The sequence below is a fragment of the Fuchsiella alkaliacetigena genome (assembly GCF_023227765.1).
GTDB classification, from domain to species: domain Bacteria; phylum Bacillota; class Halanaerobiia; order Halobacteroidales; family Acetohalobiaceae; genus Fuchsiella; species Fuchsiella alkaliacetigena.
This window is the reverse complement of record NZ_JALKBZ010000002.1, coordinates 19,822-42,220: the sequence shown is the minus strand read 5'-3', so window position 1 is coordinate 42,220 and position 22,399 is coordinate 19,822. Positions and strand designations below refer to the sequence as shown.

General features: G+C 38.5%; 19 protein-coding genes. 18 read left to right on the top strand and 1 reads right to left on the bottom strand.

Translation table 11 applies throughout. The features are described from left to right. The first annotated feature begins 4 nt into the window (after nt 1-4). Entirely contained in the window at nt 5-475 is a 471-nt protein-coding gene (gene ribH / locus MWH30_RS00845; RefSeq protein WP_248662157.1) for a 6,7-dimethyl-8-ribityllumazine synthase, read from the top strand. A 523-nt stretch (nt 476-998) separates the two neighbouring features. Further along, a complete protein-coding gene (locus tag MWH30_RS00840; RefSeq protein ID WP_248662156.1) occupies nt 999-1,199 on the top strand; it encodes a hypothetical protein in 201 nt (66 codons plus the stop codon). Between the two features lie 51 nt (nt 1,200-1,250). On the opposite strand, the gene rpmB is transcribed toward MWH30_RS00840, so the two are convergent. Continuing rightward, nucleotides 1,251-1,481 (bottom strand): 50S ribosomal protein L28, encoded by a 231-nt coding sequence (gene rpmB, locus MWH30_RS00835; RefSeq protein WP_248662155.1) that lies wholly within the window; start codon nt 1,479-1,481, stop codon nt 1,251-1,253. A 231-nt stretch (nt 1,482-1,712) separates the two neighbouring features. Here rpmB and MWH30_RS00830 point away from each other — a divergent pair, with 231 nt between their 5' ends. The 16 genes from MWH30_RS00830 (at nt 1,713) to MWH30_RS00755 (ending at nt 22,341) form a co-directional block, all read left to right on the top strand. Then, nucleotides 1,713-2,075, top strand: a complete 363-nt coding sequence (locus tag MWH30_RS00830) for an Asp23/Gls24 family envelope stress response protein (protein ID WP_248662154.1) — start codon at nt 1,713-1,715, stop codon at nt 2,073-2,075. Then, a complete protein-coding gene (locus tag MWH30_RS00825; RefSeq protein WP_248662153.1) occupies nt 2,062-3,735 on the top strand; it encodes a DAK2 domain-containing protein in 1,674 nt (557 codons plus the stop codon). The genes MWH30_RS00830 and MWH30_RS00825 overlap by 14 nt, the downstream gene beginning before the upstream one ends. Nucleotides 3,736-3,774: 39 nt before the next feature. Further along, nucleotides 3,775-4,638, top strand: a complete 864-nt coding sequence (locus MWH30_RS00820; protein WP_248662152.1) for a DegV family protein — start codon at nt 3,775-3,777, stop codon at nt 4,636-4,638. A 314-nt stretch (nt 4,639-4,952) separates the two neighbouring features. Further along, on the top strand, nt 4,953-7,394 hold the full coding sequence (recG, locus tag MWH30_RS00815) for an ATP-dependent DNA helicase RecG (protein ID WP_248662151.1): 2,442 nt from the start codon (nt 4,953-4,955) through the stop codon (nt 7,392-7,394). Between the two features lie 801 nt (nt 7,395-8,195). Next, the gene (gene rsmD, locus MWH30_RS00810) at nt 8,196-8,753 is read left to right on the top strand and encodes a 16S rRNA (guanine(966)-N(2))-methyltransferase RsmD (RefSeq protein WP_248662150.1); all 558 of its coding nucleotides are present in this window, start codon (nt 8,196-8,198) and stop codon (nt 8,751-8,753) included. A 2-nt stretch (nt 8,754-8,755) separates the two neighbouring features. Beyond that, on the top strand, nt 8,756-9,238 hold the full coding sequence (gene coaD / locus MWH30_RS00805) for a pantetheine-phosphate adenylyltransferase (RefSeq protein WP_248662149.1): 483 nt from the start codon (nt 8,756-8,758) through the stop codon (nt 9,236-9,238). 4 nt (nt 9,239-9,242) lie between these two features. Next, nucleotides 9,243-9,656, top strand: a complete 414-nt coding sequence (locus MWH30_RS00800; RefSeq protein WP_248662148.1) for a hypothetical protein — start codon at nt 9,243-9,245, stop codon at nt 9,654-9,656. 722 nt (nt 9,657-10,378) lie between these two features. Then, a complete protein-coding gene (locus MWH30_RS00795) occupies nt 10,379-11,413 on the top strand; it encodes a hypothetical protein (RefSeq protein WP_248662147.1) in 1,035 nt (344 codons plus the stop codon). Between the two features lie 242 nt (nt 11,414-11,655). After that, nucleotides 11,656-12,729 (top strand): hypothetical protein, encoded by a 1,074-nt coding sequence (locus MWH30_RS00790; protein WP_248662146.1) that lies wholly within the window; start codon nt 11,656-11,658, stop codon nt 12,727-12,729. A 753-nt stretch (nt 12,730-13,482) separates the two neighbouring features. Continuing rightward, the gene (locus MWH30_RS00785) at nt 13,483-14,448 is read left to right on the top strand and encodes a porin (protein WP_248662145.1); all 966 of its coding nucleotides are present in this window, start codon (nt 13,483-13,485) and stop codon (nt 14,446-14,448) included. A 176-nt stretch (nt 14,449-14,624) separates the two neighbouring features. Then, nucleotides 14,625-14,993 (top strand): hypothetical protein, encoded by a 369-nt coding sequence (locus MWH30_RS00780; RefSeq protein WP_248662144.1) that lies wholly within the window; start codon nt 14,625-14,627, stop codon nt 14,991-14,993. 74 nt (nt 14,994-15,067) lie between these two features. Continuing rightward, complete coding sequence (locus MWH30_RS00775) at nt 15,068-15,694, top strand: type II TA system antitoxin MqsA family protein (RefSeq protein ID WP_248662143.1); 627 nt, start codon at nt 15,068-15,070, stop codon at nt 15,692-15,694. A 150-nt stretch (nt 15,695-15,844) separates the two neighbouring features. Then, nucleotides 15,845-16,420 carry a TetR/AcrR family transcriptional regulator gene (locus tag MWH30_RS00770; RefSeq protein WP_248662142.1) on the top strand — a complete coding sequence of 192 codons (576 nt, stop codon included), beginning with the start codon at nt 15,845-15,847 and terminating at the stop codon, nt 16,418-16,420. Nucleotides 16,421-16,454: 34 nt separating this feature from the next. Next, entirely contained in the window at nt 16,455-17,759 is a 1,305-nt protein-coding gene (locus MWH30_RS00765) for a TolC family protein (RefSeq protein WP_248662141.1), read from the top strand. 215 nt (nt 17,760-17,974) lie between these two features. Beyond that, nucleotides 17,975-19,234 carry an efflux RND transporter periplasmic adaptor subunit gene (locus MWH30_RS00760; protein WP_248662140.1) on the top strand — a complete coding sequence of 420 codons (1,260 nt, stop codon included), beginning with the start codon at nt 17,975-17,977 and terminating at the stop codon, nt 19,232-19,234. Beyond that, nucleotides 19,234-22,341: an efflux RND transporter permease subunit gene (locus MWH30_RS00755; RefSeq protein ID WP_248662139.1), complete on the top strand. Its 3,108-nt coding sequence runs from the start codon at nt 19,234-19,236 to the stop codon at nt 22,339-22,341. Before MWH30_RS00760 ends, MWH30_RS00755 begins: the two co-directional genes overlap by 1 nt. The last annotated feature ends 58 nt before the right edge of the window (nt 22,342-22,399 follow it).

Sequence of the window (22,399 nt, the reverse complement as noted above, 5' to 3'; positions counted from 1 at the left end):
AATAATGAATAAAGTATTTGAAGGGAAATTAGTTGGGCAAGGACTGAAGTTTGGAGTAGTAGTGGGTAGATTTAATGAGTTTATTTCTGATAAGCTTTTATCGGGAGCGCTGGATGCTTTAAAGCGACACGATGTAGCTGAAGAAGATGTAGAAGTTGCCTGGGTGCCAGGTGCTTTTGAGATTCCTTTAGTTGCTAAAAAGATGGCTAAAAGCGGTAACTATGATGCAGTGATCTGTTTAGGAGCCGTAATTCGGGGAGCTACACCGCATTTTGATTATGTTTGTAGTGAGGTTTCTAAGGGAGTTAGTAAGGTTAGTTTGGCCCAAGAGATACCGGTGATGTTTGGAGTCATTACTACCGATACCTTAGAGCAGGCTATTGAGCGAGCCGGTACTAAAGCTGGCAATAAAGGCTGGGAAGCTGCTGTTGGGGCTTTGGAGATGGCTAATTTGATGAACTCGATTGAAGGTTAATTTTTAATTGAACGGCTAGTGGTATTGCTAGTCGTTTAATTATTTTATTCAAATGATAGAGGACAGAGGATAGAGGATAGAGGATAGATAAAGTTCAAAAGATTAAAAGCTATTGGACACAGCGCCCTGAAGGAAGCGTTCTTTGCTGACTGAGGAAGTACTCTTGGGGTGACTAAGTTCTGACTAGACCTTAAAACATAAAATCAAAAAAATAAAATCATATTAAGATTAAGCTTGAACTAAAGCTTTAGGTTTTATTCGTGTTGATTGGTGCTCATTCGTGGTTTCAAAAGTTTTAATGCTTTTTTAAGGTTTTATGTTTTAGTCAGATTTTTGTCAGAACTTAGTCTGTGTCAAATAGAACTTGAACTTTATTTCTTGATCTTAATTTATCACCATTGGCACTAGCTTTGCGTCGCCTCTATCATTTATCATTTGTCCTTTGAATGAAACAATTAGTTCATATCTAGTCCAAATTAGGAATATAATTTAAATGACTTTGTAAATTGAGGAGGGCCTTTCAATGTCTAGCTCTGAGATAAGCTCTCAAAGATTAACAGAGGGCGATGTGGTAGTGAAAACTTCCGAAAGCAAAGAGCTTTACTTTCAAGTAGTAAAGATAAGCGGTGATTTTATTAAGATTAGGGCCCTATCTTTACCTGTTTATACCTATGTAGCTCCGGAGGAGCTGGTTAAAGTTACTAGTTCAGACTGGAAAAAATAAAAAGACCTAGAAGTAGTTAACTACCTCTAGGTCTAAAAACTGTGCTTAGGCTTAGTAAGCTCTAGTTACTTTACCTGCTTTGATACATTTAGTACAGACATTAATTCTCTTTTTGGTACCGTCTATCATAGCTTTAACCTTTTGCAAGTTAGGTTTTTGGACTCGCTTAGCTCGTTGAGTTACGTTGCGACCTACTCCGCCTTCTTTTTTAGCTTTACCTCGACGAGTTACTCTATTAGCTTTATTGGCACCTTTGCCACAGATTTCACAGTACTTAGCCATTCTCGAAACCTCCTTCGATTATATAAATTATTAGTTGTCTATTAAGCTCACTTAACTATTTTAACATAAACTAGGGGTAAATGGCAAGCTTAAGTCGGCTATTTATTATCTAGAGAAGGATTTTTGAGTAATTTGTTGAATAACTATTTTAAGTAGGAGTAGGTTTGCAGAACTAAGGGTATAATTGAAAATAGAGCTTTATTCAAAGAAAAGAACTGGGGGGAGTTTAAAATGGAACAGCAGTTGCAGAATGAGTTAGGAAACATAGTGATTGCTAAAGATGTGATCTCTAAAATAGCTGGCTTAGCAGCAATGGAGTGTTATGGTTTAGTAGGGATGTCTTCTCAAAAGATGCAGGATGGTTTGGCGGGACTCCTAGGTAAGGAGAAGCTGAATCGAGGAGTAGAAATTAATATTAATGAAGACCAAGTGCTTATAGACCTCTATATTGTAGTAGAGTATGGGGTTAATATTTCCGAAGTAGCTAATAATGTTATTGATAAAGTACAGTATACTTTAGAGGAATATACAGGTACCGAAGTAAGTAAGATTAATATTCACGTACAGGGAGTGAGGGTGGATGAAACCGGTTGATATAGAAGGAGATCCAAAAATTGATTCACATTTAGTTGAACTAGAGGCTAAAGATTTTCAGAAGGCCTTAATTTTTACAGTAGATTACTTTACTGAATTTAAAGAAGAGATCAATGAATTAAATGTCTTTCCGGTTCCCGATGGAGATACGGGGACTAATATGTATTTAACGCTATCTAAGGCAGTGGATAATATCAGGGATTTGGAAACTGATTCTGTAGCTGAGGTACTGGATGAGTTGGCGGCAGGTGCCTTGTTAGGTGGTAGAGGTAATTCAGGGGTTATCTTTTCACAGCTGTTACGCGGTATGGCTGAAGCTATTACTGATCAACAAAAAGTAGGAGCAGAGGAGTTAGCTGAAGGACTGGAAAGAGCCGCCCAAAAGGCTTATCAAGGAGTAATGAAGCCGGTAGAAGGGACAATTTTAACTGTAGCTCGTGAGGTAGCCCAGCGGGCCCAAAAAGTAGTGCAGCAAGAAAAAGAGATTGGAGTCTTTTTAAAGGCTATAGTTGAACAGGCTGAGCAGAGTGTAGCCCAAACTCCTCAGCAGTTATCTGCTTTGGCTGAAGCGGGAGTAGTGGATGCTGGAGCGAAAGGCTATGCTGTCTTTTGGGAAGGGATTTATAACTACTATCTGTTAAAGAATGAAGAGGTAGAGCCTTATGTTGCTTCAGAATCTCCAAAAACTGATCCGGAAAAGAAAGTGACTGTGGATAGTTCAGTTGAAAGTGAATATCATTACTGTACTGAATTTGTATTAAGGGGAGCAGAGGTTAACTGTAAAGAGGTAACAGAGCTTTTGCAAAGTCAAGGCGATTCTTTGCTGGTAGTAGAGGGGCAGGACTTTATTAAGGTACACCTCCATACTAATCAGCCGGGAGCAGTATTAAGCCAAGGTTTGGAATTAGGCATGTTATCTCAGATTAAGATCGATAATATGGTGGAGGAACAGCATCAAAATGAACTGGTAGAGGCTACTCAAGAGGTAGCTGTGACAGAGGAAGCAGAGATTGCGGTAGTGGCTGTAGCTAACGGGCCCGGTTTGGTCGATATACTCACTGATTTAGGAGTAGAGCAGGTGATAGCAGGAGGACAGTCTAATAATCCTAGCACTCAGGATTTTGTGGCGGCTATAGAGGAGTTGGAGGCTTCGGAAGTGGTGCTGTTGCCTAATAACTCTAATATAATTTCGGCTGCTGAACAAGCAGTGGAGATTTCAGAAAAAGAGGTAAAGCTGCTGCCTACTACTTCAATACCGCAGGGGATTGCAGCTATGTTAGGCTTTAATCCGCGAGGAGACTTAGTCCAGGTGGCAGAGCAGATGTTAGCTGAGAGTCAGGAGATTAAATCCGGGGCTGTTACCTATGCAGTTCGAGACTCTGTAGTTGAAGGTGAAGAGATTAGCCAAGATGATGTATTGGGACTAATTGAAGGAGAGATTGAGGTAGTTAACAACAGTTCAGAGCAGGTGTTAGTAGAGCTTTTAGAGAGCTTGCTGGAGCCGGAAGACTTTTTAATCACTGTTTATGTTGGGGAAGAGATTAGTGAAGAAGAAGCAGAGCAGTTAGAGGAGAGATTAGGAGAGAGTTTTGCTGAGCTGGAAGTGGAGCTTTATCGAGGTGGTCAGCCGTTATATTACTATTTAGTTTCAGTAGAATAGCTTTAACAGCTAATAAAATTTGGAAGTGAGGTAGAGCAGGTGAGCAAAGCAGTTAAGATTGTCAGCGATAGTACTTTGGATTTGCCAGAAGAGTTGGTACAACAGTTTGGAATTGAAATAGTGCCTTTAACAGTAAACTTTGCTAATGAGTTTTTTGAGGATAGGTTAGGTCTTTCTTCTCAGGAGTTTTTTCAACGCTTAGTAGCAGCTGATGAGTTACCTACTACTTCTCAGCCTTCGGTAGGAATGTTTAAGGAAAAATATTTGGAATTAGCTGCAGAAGCTGAAGTAATTATCTCTATTCACTTGGCCGATCAGTTGAGTGGTACCTATAAAGCGGCCTATGCTGCGGCCCAACAGGTCGAGCAGGAGACTGAAACGGGAATTGTGGTTATCGATTCATGCAGTGCTTCCTTAGGCTTGGGGATGTTGGTACTGCATGCTGCCCGGCTAGTAGAAAATGGAGTTGATTTAGTTGAACTTAAGGCCGAGCTGGAAAAACGAATTGCTTCGACTACCGTCTTCTTTACTGTAGATACTTTGGAGTATTTAGAAAAGGGAGGTCGGATCGGCAAGGCTAGTGCTTTTTTAGGTTCTTTACTCAATATTAAACCTATTCTTAAGTTGGACGAGCAGGGAGTGGTGGATTCTCACTCTAAAGTGCGAGGCCAGAAAAAGGCTTTAAAGAAGCTCAGGGTATTGACTAAGCAGGCCTTAGCTGAACGAGAGGTGGAAGCAGCTCCTAGCTTGGGTATAATTCACGGTAATAACTTAGCTGGAGCTGAGGAGTTAAAAGAGCAGGTGGCTGATTTAGCTGACTGGAAGGAGATAGTAATTTCTGAAATCAGTCCGGTGATTGGAACTCATACGGGCCCGGGTGTTTTGGGACTGGTGGTTTTTTAGAGCAGATGATATTAGAGCAGATGATAAATGATAGATGATAGAGGCGACGCGGAGCTAGTGCCAATGGTGAAAAATAAAGTTCAAAAGATAAAGTTCAAGTTCTGTTAGACGCTGACTAAAGTCCGACTAAGTTCAGACTAAAACATTAATACGTTAAGAGCTTAAAGTATTTTTTATTTTTTCATCTTGTACGCTTTAGTCAGAATTTTGTCAGAACTTAGTCAGTGTCAAATTGGTTTTGATCAAAGAATACTTTTAGTAGATTTGGGAATTAATAAATAAATGGAACTTTTTTTAGTTTTGAGGTGGCGGGAATGGAATCTGAAAAGGAAATTATCAAGAAACTATTAAAACCTTTAAAAATAGAACGTAATTTAGGCTATACTAACTCAGCAGTATTAGGTGGTTTTGCTAGTTATATTTTAAACTGGCTAGGCAGCTTAGCTGAGTTGACTACTAAGGAGCAGCTATTAGAGCTAATTGCTGAGTTAGAACAGCTTTTTAGTGATTATGCTCAGGTAGCCCCTGCCCAGCGCAAAGAAAAGCTGCAAGAGAGCCGGGAGCTGTTTAGCCGTTTAAAGGAGGTAGCTGTTGAGGAAGTTCAGTCTCCAGCGGAAGCGGCTGCTGTGCAAGAAAGTGGTCCTGAGTATCAGACTGCTGTGCAAACAGAGGTTAAAGAAGAGGAGTTTCCTCAGTTTTGGCGGCAGTCTATTCGTTATATAAAGGGAGTAGGCAAAAAGCGAGCAGCTAAACTATCTCGTTTAGGTATTGAGACCGTTTGGGATGCTCTTTTTTATTTTCCGCGGGACTATCGAGACTGGAGTCAGACTGCTCAGATTAAAGATTTAAAAGTAGGTAGCAAGGTTACTGTGCGCGGTCAAGTGTTGGGGACTGAAGAACTGCGACCTCGCCAGGGTTTAACCATTATTAAGGTAATTATCGGCGATGGAACGGGTAAGTTAGCCGGAGTTTGGTTTAATCAGCCTTATTTAAAAAAGAACTTTAAGCGTGGGGCGCAGGTAGCCTTTAGCGGAGAGATACAGCGTAAGTACGGAGAGTTGCAGATTAATAATCCTAACTATGAGCTATTTAAAAGCAAGGATGATATCTATGTAGGCCGGATTTTACCGGTCTATGCAGCTACCGAAGGAATTAGCCAGAACTTTTTGCGGAAGCTAATCAAGCGGCTTTTAAAGGAGGAGCTAGCTAAACTGCCGGAGTTCTTACCTCTTGAGTTAAGGAGCAAGCATAGACTGTGGGGGATTAAAGAGGCCTTGGAGCAGATTCATTTTCCGGAAAGCAGGGAAGAGCTTGAACAGGCGCGGCGGAGGTTAGTCTTTGATGAACTTTTGATTTTACAGTTAGGAGTTTTATTAAAAAAGAGCGATTTGGGCGAAGTAGAAAGCGGAGTACTTCATCAGGAAAAGCAGCAGTTAGCAGCTCAGTACCGTCAGCAGCTTCCTTTTGAGTTAACCAAAGCCCAACTTAAGGTCTGGGAGGAAATTAAAGAGGATATGGAGTCGGCCCAGGTAATGAATAGATTAATCCAAGGTGATGTAGGCTCTGGAAAGACAGTAGTAGCTACCTTAGCCCTATTGAAGGCAGTAGGCAGCGGCTATCAAGGAGCTATGATGGCTCCCACGGAGATTTTGGCGGAGCAGCATTATTTAGGTTTAGAAGACTCCTTAGCTGATTATGATTTGGAACTAGGTTTGTTAGTAGGTAGTCTCCGTAGCTCTGCCAAGGAGGAACTACTGACCGAGATTGCTCAGGGAGAAATAGATATTGTAATCGGTACTCATGCTTTAATTCAAGAAGGAATTGAATTTCAAAAGTTAGGTTTAGTAATTACCGATGAACAACACCGCTTTGGAGTTAAACAAAGAGCCGTACTCAAAGAAAAAGGAGCCAATCCCGATGTACTGGTCATGACCGCTACTCCTATTCCCCGTACCTTAGCCTTAACCCTCTATGGCGATTTAGATTTGTCAGTAATCGATGAACTACCTCCCGGTCGCAAGCCGGTAGTTACCGAGTGGCGCAGTGAGGCTGCTTATCCGAAGATCTACTCCTTCATGCGCCAGCAGATTGAAGCCGGACGGCAGGCCTATGTAGTCTGTCCTTTAGTAGAAGAGTCCGAGGAGTTAGATATAACCTCCGCGGTGGAGTTAGCCAATCAACTAAACGAAGAAGTATTCCCTCAACTTACTATTGGCCTCTTGCACGGTCAACTGAAGGCCGAACAGAAGGAAATGATTATGGAAAAGTTTCGCTGTGGAGAGATAGATATTTTGGTATCCACTACGGTAATCGAGGTAGGAGTCAATGTGCCCAATGCTACGCTGATGTTGATTGTGGATGCCCAGCGCTTTGGTTTAGCCCAGCTTCATCAACTGCGGGGACGAGTAGGCCGGGGAGAGCATCAGTCCTACTGTGTCTTAGTAGCCGACCCTAGCACCGATAGCGGACGACAGCGGATGAGAATTATGACTCGTTCTAACGATGGCTTTGAAATTGCGGAGGAGGATTTGAAGTTGCGCGGGCCCGGAGAGTTCTTCGGTACTCGCCAACACGGCTTACCTGATTTAAAGATAGCTAATCTTCTCCGTGATGCCGATACCTTAGAGTTAGCTCGTAAAGAGGCTTTACAGATGCTAGAAAGCGATAATAAGCTACTAGCTGCCGAACATCAGCTTTTAAAGCGTTTGATTGAGATTAGATTCGGGGGTAGTATTGAGATGATTGAGGTGAGTTAATTAGTTATCAGTTGTCAGCTATCAGTAGTATAATTAATGGTTATTAATAAAAAAAGAAGCTGGTGGGATGAACACACCAACTTCTTTTGGGAGAGGAGAAACCGGAGGAAGAGTTAAATGGGGAGGACTTATTTGATATTGCTTACTAGTATTCTGGCTTAAATGGAGTGTTTTTATACATAATTGTTTTATAAAATTTTGTTTTTAAATTTTTTGAATAATATTGTTATATTGCTTCGTTGAACGTGGGAGGCCAAACAGGTGTTTCACGCTAGAAAAGATTATTTGATGCTTCTAGAACTCATCTTCACTAAAATAAGAGCAAGCTAATTTTAATTAGAAAAATTAGCTAAACCAGCTCTTATTTTAGCTCCGATTCGTTAAGAAGCATTGACAAATAATCTTTAATATCGCTTAGAAAAACCTGTTTGGCCGTGCTGATAACGAAATTGATTTTTAATCCCCCAGGGGTGTTTAGGAGCGGAATCTAGTTTTTTTGTCGTTTTTATTGGTTGGTCTTAATACTGTTTCGTTGATCGTGCTGACAACGCAAACTTACAAGTTGATATGTTTCAAAGAGCGACTCTTAAAATAGCCCGGAGGCACGACGCCGGGAGGGCTATTTTTGAGAGTGAAGGAGGCACGGACGCCGACTGAACGGCAAGTGGTTGAAACATATCAACTAGCTCAGGCTTTCGATAATAGCTATATCGTGAACGAAGCAATAGAACGATAATGTTTTGCTTTTAGAACTTGAACTCAACTATTAACTATTAACTGAATTTCTAGGAGTGTAAATAAATGAGAGTAATTGCCGGAAAGGCCAAAGGACAAAAATTAAAATCAAGCTCTACCCAGCAGGTGAGACCGACTAGCGATCGAGTCAAGGAATCATTATTCAATATTCTAGGTACAGCAGTCAGAGAGACCAAAGTCTTAGACCTCTACGCCGGTTTTGGCGGTTTAGGGATTGAAGCCTTGAGTAGAGGAGCTAAAGAAGCAACCTTTATCGAAAAATCCAGGCAGCAGGTGGAGATTATTCAGGAGAACTTAAGCAGAACAGGCTTTAGTGAACAGGCACAGGTGATTAAAGGGGAAGTATTAGCCAAATTACACTTTTTAACTACGCATAGCTTTGATATAATTTTATTAGACCCGCCTTATGAAGCAGATCTAGTAGAGCCTACTATAGCTAAGATAATGGACTTAGACCTACTGCAAAAAGCAGGAGTAATCGTAGTAGAACAGTCTGTTCAGCAGGAGGCTCAAGAGAACTTAGCTGCTTTAGAGTTAATTAGGAATAGAGAGTATGGAAATACTAGACTTAGTTTATATTTGAAAAGAGAGGAAGGGGAGTAGTGATGAGTAAGATTGCTGTTTATCCAGGCAGTTTTGACCCAATTACCAACGGGCATTTAGATATTATTAAAAGAACTAATAGAATCTTTGAAAATGTAGTAGTAGCTGTATTCTGTAATCCTAATAAAACTCCTTTATTCTCCATGGAAGAAAGAGTGGAGATGTTAGAAGAAGCTGTGCAAGGCTTTGAAAATGTGGAAGTAGATGCTTTCGAAGGTTTATTGACTAACTATGCTCGGCAAAAAGGAGCTCAGGTTATTGTACGTGGTTTGCGAGCTGTTTCTGATTTTGAAACGGAGTTTCAGATGGCTTCTATGAACAATAAGTTGGATTCGGGAGTGGAGACTATCTTTATGATGACTAATAATAGATACGCTTATCTCAGTTCCAGTATAGTCAAGGAGGTAGTAGAGTTTGGGGGCTGTGTGCAAGGCTTAGTACCTGATAATGTGGTAGCTAAGCTGGAGGAGCGCTTAGGGGGTTAATAATTTGGAAGTCTTTAAGATATTGGCAGAATTAAGGAGTTTACTTGAGGAGGCTCAGAGAGTTCCTTTGAGCAATAAGGTGTTGGTAGACCAAAGTGCTATTAATAGTTTAATTAATAACTTAGAAGAAGAGTTGCCAGCTGACTTAAGGGAAGCAGAACAGATTTTGGCTCAGCGAGAAGAGTTGATTGCTGAAGCTAAGGAGAAGGCTAGAGAAGAAGCTGTTAGATTAATAGCTGAGAGTGAGGTAGTCAAGGAGGCTGAAGTGGAGGCTGAGGAGATAGTTAAGGAAGCTAAGCAGATGGCTAAAGAGATTAAAGAGGGAGTCAGAGAGTATGCTGATCAGACTTTAGGGGAGTTAGAGGATCAGTTAGAGGCTAAGCTGCGGGAGGTTCGCAAGAATAGGGCCCAGCTTTAATTAAATATATTAGATAAGGTTTATTAATGTTTTGTTGCAGTTCAAGGTCAAGTTCAAAACCAATTTGACGCTGACTAAGTTCTGACAAAAATCTGACTAAAACGTACAAGATTAAAAAATACAACTAAATATTTTAAGCTCTTAATGCACTAATGTTTTAGTCTGAACTTAGTCGGACTTTAGTCTGCGTCTAATAGAATTTGAACTTTATTTGTCCTCTATCATCTATCATTTATCATCTGCCCTAAAACAATTTATCTATAAAAGAGCAAATAATTAATAAAAATTTGATATTTATGCAGGAGAATTAAGGTATTCTACTTAATATATATTATTAGAGTTCAAATCAACTAAATTGAGATCAAATTCTCAAGTATATTTTTGACTAAAACTATATATTATGCTTAGCTGAGAAAAATTATGATTTTTTTAGATTTTTAGCAGGAGATTATATAATTATCCAGTAATAGTATAATTAGAAGTGCTTGTTTTAGCTTTTGGTATTGATTCATCTAAATACAGGCCTAGGTGGTAGAAAGGAGGTGAAACCCCACTGGTTAGCCACTGGAGTCTGAGGATGAATTCAATATACATAGAAACTGAACTATCATTGAGAACTTTTGAGGCGAGGAAACAAGGACACTCGCCTCGGTGGACTCTATAGTCTCGATGATAGGTAATTAAATAAAATTTAAAAGGAAACTAATCAAGGGGGAAAAAAAATGAAAAAGAAAGTTGCAATTTTAGTAGCGCTGGCAGTAGTAGTAGCAATGGCTATGCCGGCTATGGCTGTAGATATTAGTGGTGAGTATGAAGTAGAGTATGATATTAATTTAGAAGATGATGAAGTAGACTGGGGATCTGAAATAGAGCTTGAATTTCTGTATAGCCCAGCAGATAACGTAACTGCTTTTGTTGATTTAGAAGCTGATGGTCGCGGTGATATTTTAGAGGTAAACAATGTTTGGATTGATGTTGAACCGGTACAATTACCAGGTTCTTCTGTAAGAGCTGGTACATTTGGAGTAGCAGCAGCTCAAGACTTCCTATATGACGGAAATATTGCTCGTTTTGATAACGATGCGGGAGCACAGTTTTCTTATGCCGTCGATAACATCAATGTATCTTTAGCTCATAATCTTGATTTCTTTGATGATGATAAAGCTGCACTGTTTTTAGAAGCATCTATGAGTGATCTTGAGTTAGGGCCAGCACTTACTACGGCTACGGTTAACTTCTTTAATCTTGATGAAGATGTAGGAGATCGAAATGGTTTCAGTTTTGCTTTAGACAGTAGCCTTGATATGGCTGACGTAAACTTTGTTTTTGCTAATGCTGAAGAGAATGCCTTTGCTGTCGGAGCTTCTTCTGATCAGTTAGCTCCAGGTTTAACTGTTGGTCTAGATATCGGATTAGCTGATGAAGATTTCGCTCCAGAAGGTCATGATGGCATCTTTGATGACTTTGATCCAGAATATCAGGGCCAAGATGTTCAATTTGATGAAGATTTAATGGCTATTATTCCATCAGCGAGCTATAGCCTAACTGATAGCTTAACTGCTAGCTTTAGCTATGCTCTTTATGATTTTGATGAAGATGATGCAGACTTAGATATTCTAACTCTAGGTGCTGAGTATGATCTAGCTGAGAACACTGCATTAGAGGTAGAGTTTGAAGATAAAAGTTGGGGCGACGAAGATGTAATTGATAATTCTGATACACAAAGTCTAACTACAACTCTAACTGTTAACTTTTAATCTCAACTAAAGAACAAGCCTCCGGGAGCTAATCCTGGGGGCTTTTTTTATTTTAGCTATCAGTTCTCAGCTTTAAGTTATCAGCTTAGAAAATCGATTATGATAGTTTTTAAAGCTTTTACCAGAATTTTTCCGAATTTAGTTAGTCTTAAAAGGATTTCAATAGCTTAAATATTTTAAAGGAAAAAGCATACTAAACATCTAAGTAATAATAAACATAGAAAAAACAAGGAGCTGATAGTATGCGGAAAAAACTACTCTTGCTAACTCTATTGCTGATTATCGTAATAGGACAGACTCAGTTAGCTATGGCTACCTCCAGCCGAATGCAGGTTTTAGGGGGAGGGGGAATGACTGGAATCATAGTCGATGAGGCTACAGATATTCATTTAAATCCGGCACAACTACATAATATCGAAGAAAACAAGGGGTTTTTAGACTTTGAACTCGATTTATCCTCTGCTAGTGATGAAGGAGAAAAAAGCTTTTTAATTTCACCCAGCGTAGTATATCAGTTAGCTGATAATAACACTTTAGGTATTGATTTTAGTCTCGACTATCACTCACGCAGCTATGACAATGATGATGATTATAAGCTAAAAGAGTACCCGCTTTCTCTAAAAGTAGCTAATGCTAGACCCTTGGATAACGGCTTAATAGCCGGTGGACGAATAGGTGTTGACCTACATAGAGGCTCTGATTCTGGTGATGAAAACTTAGGTGGTACTCAGCAAATAGATATAGATAATGACAGAGAGCCTATTTTAGCTGGGGGTATTATTTATCCTCGTCGTGAAGGACATACTTTAGAGGGAAGTTTTGGTTTAAATACTTACGGTAATGTAAACTCAGATGATAATAGAATTAATATATTCATTAGAAGCATTAAAGAATCTACTGAAAATAGAGACTTAGTAAGCTTAGCTGATCTTAACTTTGATGACGGAGCTAGTCGGAAAAGATTTGCTGCTGGTTATAATCTCGATTACGAAGGGATGCTGATTGCCTATAGCGGTGATATAATTCGTACTGAACATAGCACTACTGCTAATCTATATTGGGGAGTAGAAAAGGAAGAAGCTTTGGGCAGTTTAACCGTTAGAGCTGGTAATGGGGGGGATAGAATTTTTCAAAGAACTAATAATGAAACTGCTTTTATCTTACCTAAAATAGATACTTTTAATTTGGGACTAGGATATCAGCCTAATGAATTAACTACTATTGACTTTGCTTACTCTCCTAATGCTAGATTAGGTTTTGGAGATGATTCGGAAAAGAGTTTAGATGCTTCCCTATCACTTACTAGGAAGTTTTAGAAGAAATTATCAATAGCACTAACTTTGCTTCAGGAGTTAATCCTGGAGCTTTTTTTAATTCAAATGACAGATGATATTTATTTAAATGATAGAGGATAGATGATAAAGGCGACGCAGAGCTAGTGCCAATGGTGATAAATTAAGATCAAAACATAAAGTTCAATTTCTATTGGACACTGACTAAGTTCCGACTAAAATCTGACTAAAACATAAAATCTTAAAAGAAATAAGTAATTAATGTTTTTAAGGTCTAGTCAGAACTTGGTCAGATTTTAGTCAGCACCCCAAGGGCATTTCCTACGGGGCATGTCAAAAAGGTTTTAATTTTTTGAACTTTATCTATCCTCTATCCTCTATCCTCTATCCTCTATCCTCTATCCTCTATCCTCTATCCTTTGTCCTTTATCCTCTGAACTCCCCCAAAATTTACCTACAGGATATTCACTACTTTAAAAAGTAAATAGTAATTAAAGTAACAGATAATCATCGATATACATAAACCCAAACTGTATATTCATGGCTATACCGTTACTTGTAATTACTTTATTGATCATCCAGCTAGCTAACTATAGTCAGAAGGAGGTGAAATCCCCATAGTACTAACATAGCTCAACGGATGAATTCAATATACCTAAACAGCTCTATCTTTAAACAAGGTTAAGATCAGGAAACAAGGTCACTGATCTAAATAACTAAATAGGTTTAAAGGTAGAAAATACACTAGGAATTACAACAACTAAGGGGGATAATAAAATGAAAAAGAAAATAGCAGTATTAGTAGCATTAGCAGTAGTAGTAACAATGGCCTTACCGGTCATGGCTTTAGATATTGGCGGAGAATTAGAAATTGAACGAGAATATACTACTAATGGAGATAGCCAGACGGAGTTTGAGTCTGCTTTAGAGCTTTACCTATCGGCTAATCCAGCTCAAAACGTAGAGGTTTTTACAGAAATAAAGGCCGATATTGGCTCTCAAACTGGTGCTTGGGATGAGGCTTTGAAGTTAAATGAAGCCTGGATAAAGACAGATTTAGTTCAACTACCAGGGCTTTCTTTACAGGCCGGTAGAATTGATGTAAACTCAGCTCGGGATATGCTTTATGATGGCAGTTTGGACGGAGTGATTGCTAATTATACTTTTGAAGATTTAAGCTTATCACTAGGTCATGATACAGATAACGAGGATGCTGAAATGTTCTTACAGGGAGTAAAGAGTGGCTTAGACTTAGGGCCAGTAACTTCTAAGATTACTTTTGATTACTATGACAATAGTGCAGATGATTCTTTCAGTTTGACAGTGGATAATAGTCACCAAATGGCCGATTTTTATTTTCTATTGGCTAATGCCGAAGAACAAGCTTTAGCTTTAGGAGCAACTTCAGATCTATTAGCTCCAGGCTTAACTGTTGCTCTAGACTACGGTCAGGTTGAGGCAGGCTTTATTGGTGAAGGCGGTATCTTTGCTGATTCCGATAGCTTTAATAACATGGCTGCTGAGGATATTACAGTAATCAAGCCTTCAGCTACTTATGTTATTAATGAGCACTTAACTACTAAGTTCAGCTATACTAAGTATAACCATGATATTAGCGAAGATCAGGATATTTTGAACTTAGGCGCAGCTTATAATCTAGCTGACTATACTACTTTAGAGCTAGACTACGAGAACGATGATGACGATACTACGATCACTACTTCTCTAGTAACTAGCTTTTAAGACTAATTGAAATCTCGGCCTTCAGGAATAATTTCTGGAGGCCTTTTTTTATTATCTTAAGATAGTATAAAACCTTATCAATCTAGCATATCAGTGAAATGAATTATCATAAAATAATTTTTGTTGACATAATTATATTTTTAATTTATTATAATAATAGGGAGGCTGAATTATGTATGTCATCACCAGCTACTAAAGAAGAAGTTGCTAACTTTCTTAAAAGAGTAGAAAAAGCAATTAATGATCCTGACTGGAAATTTCAATTTATTCCTAGAGATAAAAACCTGAACTCCTTAAATAAATATGGTCTTTCTATAAAACATATTAAGTTTAGTTTGAAAAGATTAGAAGTTAGAGATTATTATAGAGGCCCTACTAAGGATAGAAGTTCTAATTTTTCAGGTGATTTTTGGGAGTTTGGTAAAGAGATAATAGAGGGCGTGGAGTTTTACATAAAATTAAAGATTAAAGGAAAGCATTTACTCTGCAAATGCTTATCATTTCATGAAGCAGAATATAAAATAAATTACCCGTACAAAGAATGATTTGAAATTTTTACGGTTTTAGTTGTTTTTAAAAAGTTATACTTGGGGAGAATTAGGTAAAGGAGGGAAGATCAATGGAAAAAGATAGATTATACTGTGATAAATGCGAAGACTTAAATAATTATTTTATCGAAGTTGAACAAGAAACCTTTAATATTATGGATAAAGAAAAAGTCACCATTAAAGCCGAAATAGCTAAGTGCTCCGAATGTAAAAATAGCCTTTTTCAGGAAGAGTTAGAAGAAAAAAATCAAAAAAAGGCTTTTGATTTATATAGAGAAAATAATAATCTATTATTTACAGAGCAAATAAAAGAAATTCGCAATCAATATGGGTTAACTCAAAAAGAAATGAGTAAACTTTTGGGTTGGGGAGAAATTACTTATCATCGTTATGAAAATGGATGCATACCCAGTCAAGCTCATAATAATCAACTAACATTAATGAAAGATCCTCGGAATGTCAAGAGAACACTAAAAGAAGGAAATCATAATTTAAACGAAGAAGCTGCTCAAAAGTTAGCAGCTAAAATTGATAAATTAATATCTAATGTTGAGTTAACTTCAATCGAAGTCTCAATTCCTGTTGATTTTTATGAAGAGTTAGAGTTAAGTGCTAAGAAATTAGATAAAGATGTGGAAGAGTATGTTTTGTATTTACTAACTCAAAATCATTTAGACTCTTTTTTAAAAAATAGTTAAAAATTATCAACTTTCAACTCTGATTCTTAATTAAGGATCAGAGTTGTTTGTTTTAGCCTTGACTTTTACCTTCAACCTTGTTAAAATCATACTTGACTGACTGGATAGTCAAGTGCATAAATTGAGTAATAGAATAGGAGTGACTAACAGATGGAAGAAGAAACTTCCAAAAAGGAACTGGTGATGCAGGCAGCATTGGAGTTATTTTCTGAACAGGGTTATCACGAAACCAGTGTTAGCGAAATAGCCCAGCGGGCCGAAGTAGCTAAAGGTACTGTTTACTGGTACTTTGAGAGCAAAGAGCAGCTTTTTCAGGAAATAATGCTTTCCGGTTTAGATAACTTATATAACCGCATAGCAGAGCAAGTAACTACTGTTGGGGGAGCAGTTGAGAAATTAGAGATAGTAGTGGAGTTATTTCTTGACTTTTTTGAGCAAAACCAAGAATTAGCCCGAATGTATAATGAGTCAACTAATACAGTCAGTCAGCGTTTTAAAGAGCAGATGCACTTAATTAGAGAGAATTACCTTGACTTAATTAGTCAAATTATCAGTAATGGCATTGAAGAGGGAAGCTTTAGAGCCGACTTAAAGACTGAGCCAATGGCTCAAATTCTTTTGGGGATGATCAGTGCTTTTAATCCTATCTGCCAAAGCGATGAGTTAATTTTAGCTAGTAAAGCAGAGCATATTTTAGAGATATTTTTAAGAGGGATAGCTGAATGAGTTTCTTGATATTTACTAAGGAGGGATTTAATGAATGAAGCGGAATACTTTGTTTATTTTAGTGTTGGTAGTTTTGGTACTTACTTTTAGTACATATTTACAGGCCGAAGAAAGAGTTTTGACTAAAGAAGAGGCAATTGAGATAGCTCAAGAAAAAAATCCGGAGATACAGCGTTTACATAAAGAGGTGGAGATAGCTAAGACCGGGATTGAATTGGCGCGGAGCGGTTATTGGCCTAATTTAGATTTAAGTAGTAGTTATACTAGATTAGGAGATCCCCCTTCTGTACCTACATTAGAAGGTGGGCAGTTAACTCTTGAGGATGGACCTAAGGATAACTATGCTTTATCCTTAAACTTACAGCAACCGATTTACTTAGGTGGACAGATCAGGGCTGGCTATCGTTTGGCAGAGATTGCTGTGGAGGCTGCCCAGGCTCAGTTAAAAGAACAGCAGCAGGAATTAACTTATCAGGTTAGCGAGGCCTACTATAATGTACTTAAGACGGAGGAATTAGTAGAACTAGCTAAGCAGGAAAAAGATCGCTTAGGGGAGTATGTACATCAGGCTGAGACTAACTACGAGGTCGGTTTAGCTACTAGTACCGATCTTTTACAGGCTGAGATCAATTACAATCGCAGCCAGCAAGCTTTGTTGAGGGCTGAGAATGCTCTACAGCTAGCTCGACTTTCCTTTCAGAATACTTTAAATCTAGAAGAAGAGGACTTTACTTTAAGTGGAGATTTAGACTGGGAGGAAGAGGATATCTTCTTAGCTGAATTAAAAGACTATGCTTTTACTAATCGAATTGACTTAGAGCAGTTAGAGTTACAGGAAGATAGACTAAAACAGGAGTTAAGACAGGCACAGGCTCAACGTCGGCCTCAGCTTAGCTTTTCTGGAGATTATAGCACCGAAGACGATAGTTTTTTTGAACTGCGCGATGGAGACTGGAGTGTTAGCTTGGCTTTGAACTATAATTTATTTGACGGCGGGGAAAGTCGTAGCCGAGTCAAGCAGCAGGAGCAGGAGTTAAGTAAGTTGGAGATTTCTCGCCAGCAGTTAGAAGATTTAATTGAGTTAGAGATTCAAGAAAGTTTGCTCAGTTTAAAAGAGAGTAAGCAGCAGCTAGAGTTGATGGAGCTAAATCTAAAGCAAGCTGAGAAAAACTTAGCGGAGATGGAAGTTAAGTTTAGGGAAGGTTTAATTACTAGTCTGGAGCTTTTGGAAGCTCAGCATACTTATCAAGAGGTCAAGACAGATTACTTAGAGGCTATCTATGATTATAACTTAGCGATAGCTAAGATAGATAAGGTTAGCGCTCGAAATCTAGATTAAGTATTATAAGCTTAAATTAAAGCTTAAGAAAACAAACTGAATCTTTTATAAGTTAGCTGGAACTTACTAGATAGAATATAAATCAAATTTGAATTGATATTTTAAATGTTTTTATTCGCGTTGATTCGTATTCATTCGTGGTTCCAATGTTTTGAACTTTAATGTAATAATATCTCTATAAAAATTTTTAGATGTTAAAAAGGAGGCGTAAATTGGTGTTGACTAGAAAAAGTAAGTTATTATTAATTACAGTATTAATAGCTTCATTAGCGTTACTTACCGTTGCTTGTGGACAAGAGACAGAAGAAGCTGTAGCTGAAGAAGAAGAGGAGATTCATCCAGTAGAAGTTGTAGAAGCAGAAATGGACGATTTAGCTGAATATGTAACTAAAGTAGGTAATAGCGAGGCAATTAAATCGGTATTAGTAAGCCCGCAGTTACAAGAAGAAATAGCAGAGGTACATATCAAATTAGGAGATAGAGTGGCTAAGGGCGATAAGTTGATAACTTTGGATGATCAAACTGTTCGTAATCAGCTTAAACAGGCTAGAGCAGGTGTCAAGGTAGCTGAAGCTACCTTGGATGAAGTTTTGGCCGGGACTAGAGAAGAAGAGCTGATTAGGCTGGAGTCTGCGTTAGAAGAGGCAGAACTTAGCTATGAACAGGTGAAAAAATCTCATCAGCGGCAGGAGAGGCTTTTTAAAGAAGGGTTGATTGCTGAAGAAAGTTTTGAGCAAAGTGAAATTAACTATGTTAGTGCTAAGAGTGCTTATCAATCGGCTAAACAGAGCTTAAAAATGGCTGAGCGAGGAGCTACCGAAGAAGAAATAGCTACTTTGAGAGCTCAGCTAGAACAGGCTAGAGTAGATTTGGAAGGAGCCAAGATTACTTTAAAAAATACTGAAGTGATTTCTCCTATTGAGGGCCAGGTTGTTCAGAATGAAGCTAAAGTTGGAGAATTAGCTAGCGGAGAACCTTTAGTAAAGTTAGCTGATTTAGAGCAGATTAAGGTAACCGCTAAATTAAGCGAAAGAAATATTAGTCGAATCGAAGAAGGTCAAGAAGTAGAAATTTATTTTGCGGCTGTAGACGGAACTTATACAGGCGTAATTGACTATGCTAGTCCAGTACAGGAAGAACAGAGTAGAAGATTTCCAGTAGAGGTTGTTTTGGATAATGCAGAAGAAATTATTAAAGCGGGAATGTATGCTCAAGTAGAGTTTATGGTAGCCAGCAGTGAAGATCAACTGATAATTCCTCAACGAGCTTTATTGAGCGATGAAGAGGGCGATTATATTTTTGTAGTAGAGAATGAGCAAGCAGTACGAAGAGAGGTAGAAACTGGCTTGAGTACTGCCGAAGAGGTAGTTGTTTTGAGCGGGATTGAAGCTGGAGAACAAGTAATAATCCGTGGCCATCAAGAACGCTTACTAAATGGTGATTCAGTTGAGATTGTGGATCGAGGTGGTTATTAATGAAGTTATCGGATTTTTCGGTAGATAGACCGGTAACTACAGTAATGCTGGTTCTTTTAATTTTACTTTTAGGTGCGATAGCTCTTTTAGGTTTGCCGGTAGATTTAATGCCAGAAATGGAGTTGCCTTATGCAGCAGTGATGACTAGTTATGAAGGAGCTGACCCTTACGAGATAGAAGATGGATTAACTCGTCCAATTGAAGAGTCTATGGGAACTATAGATAATGTAGAAAATGTTAGTTCTGTCTCTAGTCCTGGTAATTCTCTGGTTTTTATAGAGTTTGACTGGGGTACTGATATGGACTTTGCTATTCAGGATGTGCGAGAGAATATTTCCATGATTCAAGATTATTTGCCTGATGATGCTGACCAACCTATGTCCTTGCGTTTTGATCCAGCAATGATGCCAATTATGCAGATCGGTTTGAGTAGTAATATGGATTTAGAGACTCTGCGTAATCTAGCAGAGGATAGATTTGAAAATGATTTAGAAAGAATACCGGGAGTAGCTTCAGTAAATATTTCCGGTGGTTTAGAGAGAGAGATTCAAGTTAATGTTAATCAGGAGCGGATGGAAGCTTATGGCTTTACTATTGATCAGGTAGCCTCCAGTATTGGTCAAGAAAATCTAGATATAGCTGGTGGTTCTATTAATCACGGTAGCAAGGAACTTTTGCTTAGAACTCAAGGTGAATTCCAAAGCCTAGATGAGATTAAAAACTTGGAACTACAGAATGAGGAAGGACAAAAAGTATCACTACGGGAGTTTGCTCAGGTAGAAGATACTCATAAAGAACGCAGTAGTTATACTTATTTAAATGGAGAAGAAAGTATTGGCTTAGCTATTCAAAAGCAGAGCGATGCCAATACAGTACAGGTAGCTAATGCTGTAAAAGAAGAGTTAGCTAATTTAGAAGCAGAATTTGGAGATAATATAGAGATAGAGATAGTTAATAATCAAGCTGAGTTTATTCAGGACTCCATTGATAACGTCAGAAATAACGGTATAATTGGAGCGGTTTTAGCGGCAATAATCCTGCTGTTGTTCTTAAGGAATATACGTAGTACTTTTATTATTGGTACTGCAATTCCGATTTCTATTATAGCAACCTTCATTTTGATGTACTTTAGTGATTTAACTCTTAATTTGATGACTTTAGGCGGTTTAGCCTTAGGGATTGGAATGTTGGTGGATAATGCTATTGTGGTTTTAGAGAATATCTATCGTCATCAGCAGGAAGGTTTAAGTAGGATTCAGGCTGCTAAGGACGGGGCTGGTGAGGTAGGTACGGCTATTTTAGCTTCTACCTTAACTACAGCGGCGGTCTTTTTACCTATTGCCTTTGTAGAAGGTTTGGCAGCTCAGCTTTTTGGTTCTTTAGCTTTAACCGTTGCTTTTTCTTTATTGGCTTCTTTAGTAATAGCTTTAACTTTAATTCCTATGCTTTCCTCTAAGCTGTTAAATGTTAAGGAAGAAAAAACACCAAAAGAAACAGTAGATAATCTAGGGATAGTCAATAAAATCTATAAACGTTTATTAAATTTCTCTTTAGATTATAGATATGCAGTAGCAGTAGTAATAACTATAGGAGTTATACTTTTTGGTTTGGGTTTGCAGACGGGAGTTATTCCTTTAGAGACTGAATTTATGCCTGATGTAGACCAAGGTTCTTTTACTGTGGATGTGGAGTTACCAGAAGGAGAAAGATTAAGTGAAACTGATCGAACTGTGAAAGAGATTGAAGAACATATTCGAGCCATTCCCGAAGTGCGTTCTTTTTATAGTGATGTAGGTAGTACTGGCTTTATGGGAGGTGCTGAGGAAGGAAGCAATGAAGGGAGCATTTCCGTAGATTTAGTGGAATTAGCAGCAAGAGATCGAAGTACTACTGAAGTAGTAGAACAGTTACGAGGAGAGTTAGCTTATATTCCCGATGCTCAGATAGCTATTCGAGCTGAAACAGGCTTAGGTGGTGGGGGTCAAGGTTCTCCGATTGAGGTCAATATTCGGGGAGCTGATTTAGATATCTTGACTGAGCTTAGTACTGATATTCAACAGGAGGTAGAGTCAGTAGAGGGGACTAGAAATGTAGAACTTAGTGTATCAGAAAGTAGACCAGAAGTACAGGTAGATATTCAAAGAGAAATGGCTAGAGAGCTAGGATTTAGTGTTTCACAGATTGGCTCTACAGTTCGTTCTTCTATTCGTGGTGATATAGCTACTCAGTATAAAGAAGGTGGCGAAGAGTTTGATTTGCGAGTACAAATGGAAACTGAAGGTGATAATACCTTAAGTCAATTGGAAAATCTTCGTTTAACTTCTCCGGCTGGAGCTGTAGTTCCCTTAGATCAGTTAGCTGAAGTAGAATTAGCCGAAGGAATGACCTCTATTGAACGTGATGGTCAGCAGCGAAGTATTACTGTCAATACCGATATTTATGGACGTAGCCTAGGGGTAGTGGAAAGTGATATTCGTCAGCGAGTTGATGAGTTGGATATTCCTGCTGGCTATACTGTAGAATACGGCGGTGAGGCTGAGGATATGCAGGAGACCTTTGGTGATTTAGGTTTTGCTTTGATTTTAGCTGTAGTTTTGGTATATATGGTCATGGCTTCTCAGTTTGAGTCTTTAGTCCATCCTTTTACGATTATGTTTACTGTTCCTTTAGCTTTACTGGGAGCTATCTTAGGTTTAGTTGTGGTGGGAGCTCCTTTGAGTGTACCAGCTATAATTGGAGTGATTATGTTAGCTGGAATTGTAGTTAATAACGCTATTGTTTTGGTGGACTATATCAATGTACGGCGGACAGAGTATGCTGAAGATAAACGAACAGCTATTTTGGAAGCGGGACCAATTAGACTGCGGCCGATTATGATGACGGCTTTAACTACTATTCTAGGCTTACTGCCTTTAGCTTTAGGAATTGGCGATGGAGCCGAAGCCCAACAGCCGATGGCGGTAGTGGTGATTGGCGGTTTGCTTTTTGCTACTATTTTAACTTTGATTATTATTCCGGTAGTTTATTATATTCTTGATGGCTGGGGAGAATGGCTTAAAAATCTCTTAGGTTGGGCTGAAGAGGTTGAAGAAGGCTTAGAAGCGTAAAATTTTGTAATAAAAATAGCAGGTTTTTCAATAAGAATCAAGAATACTATATATAGGT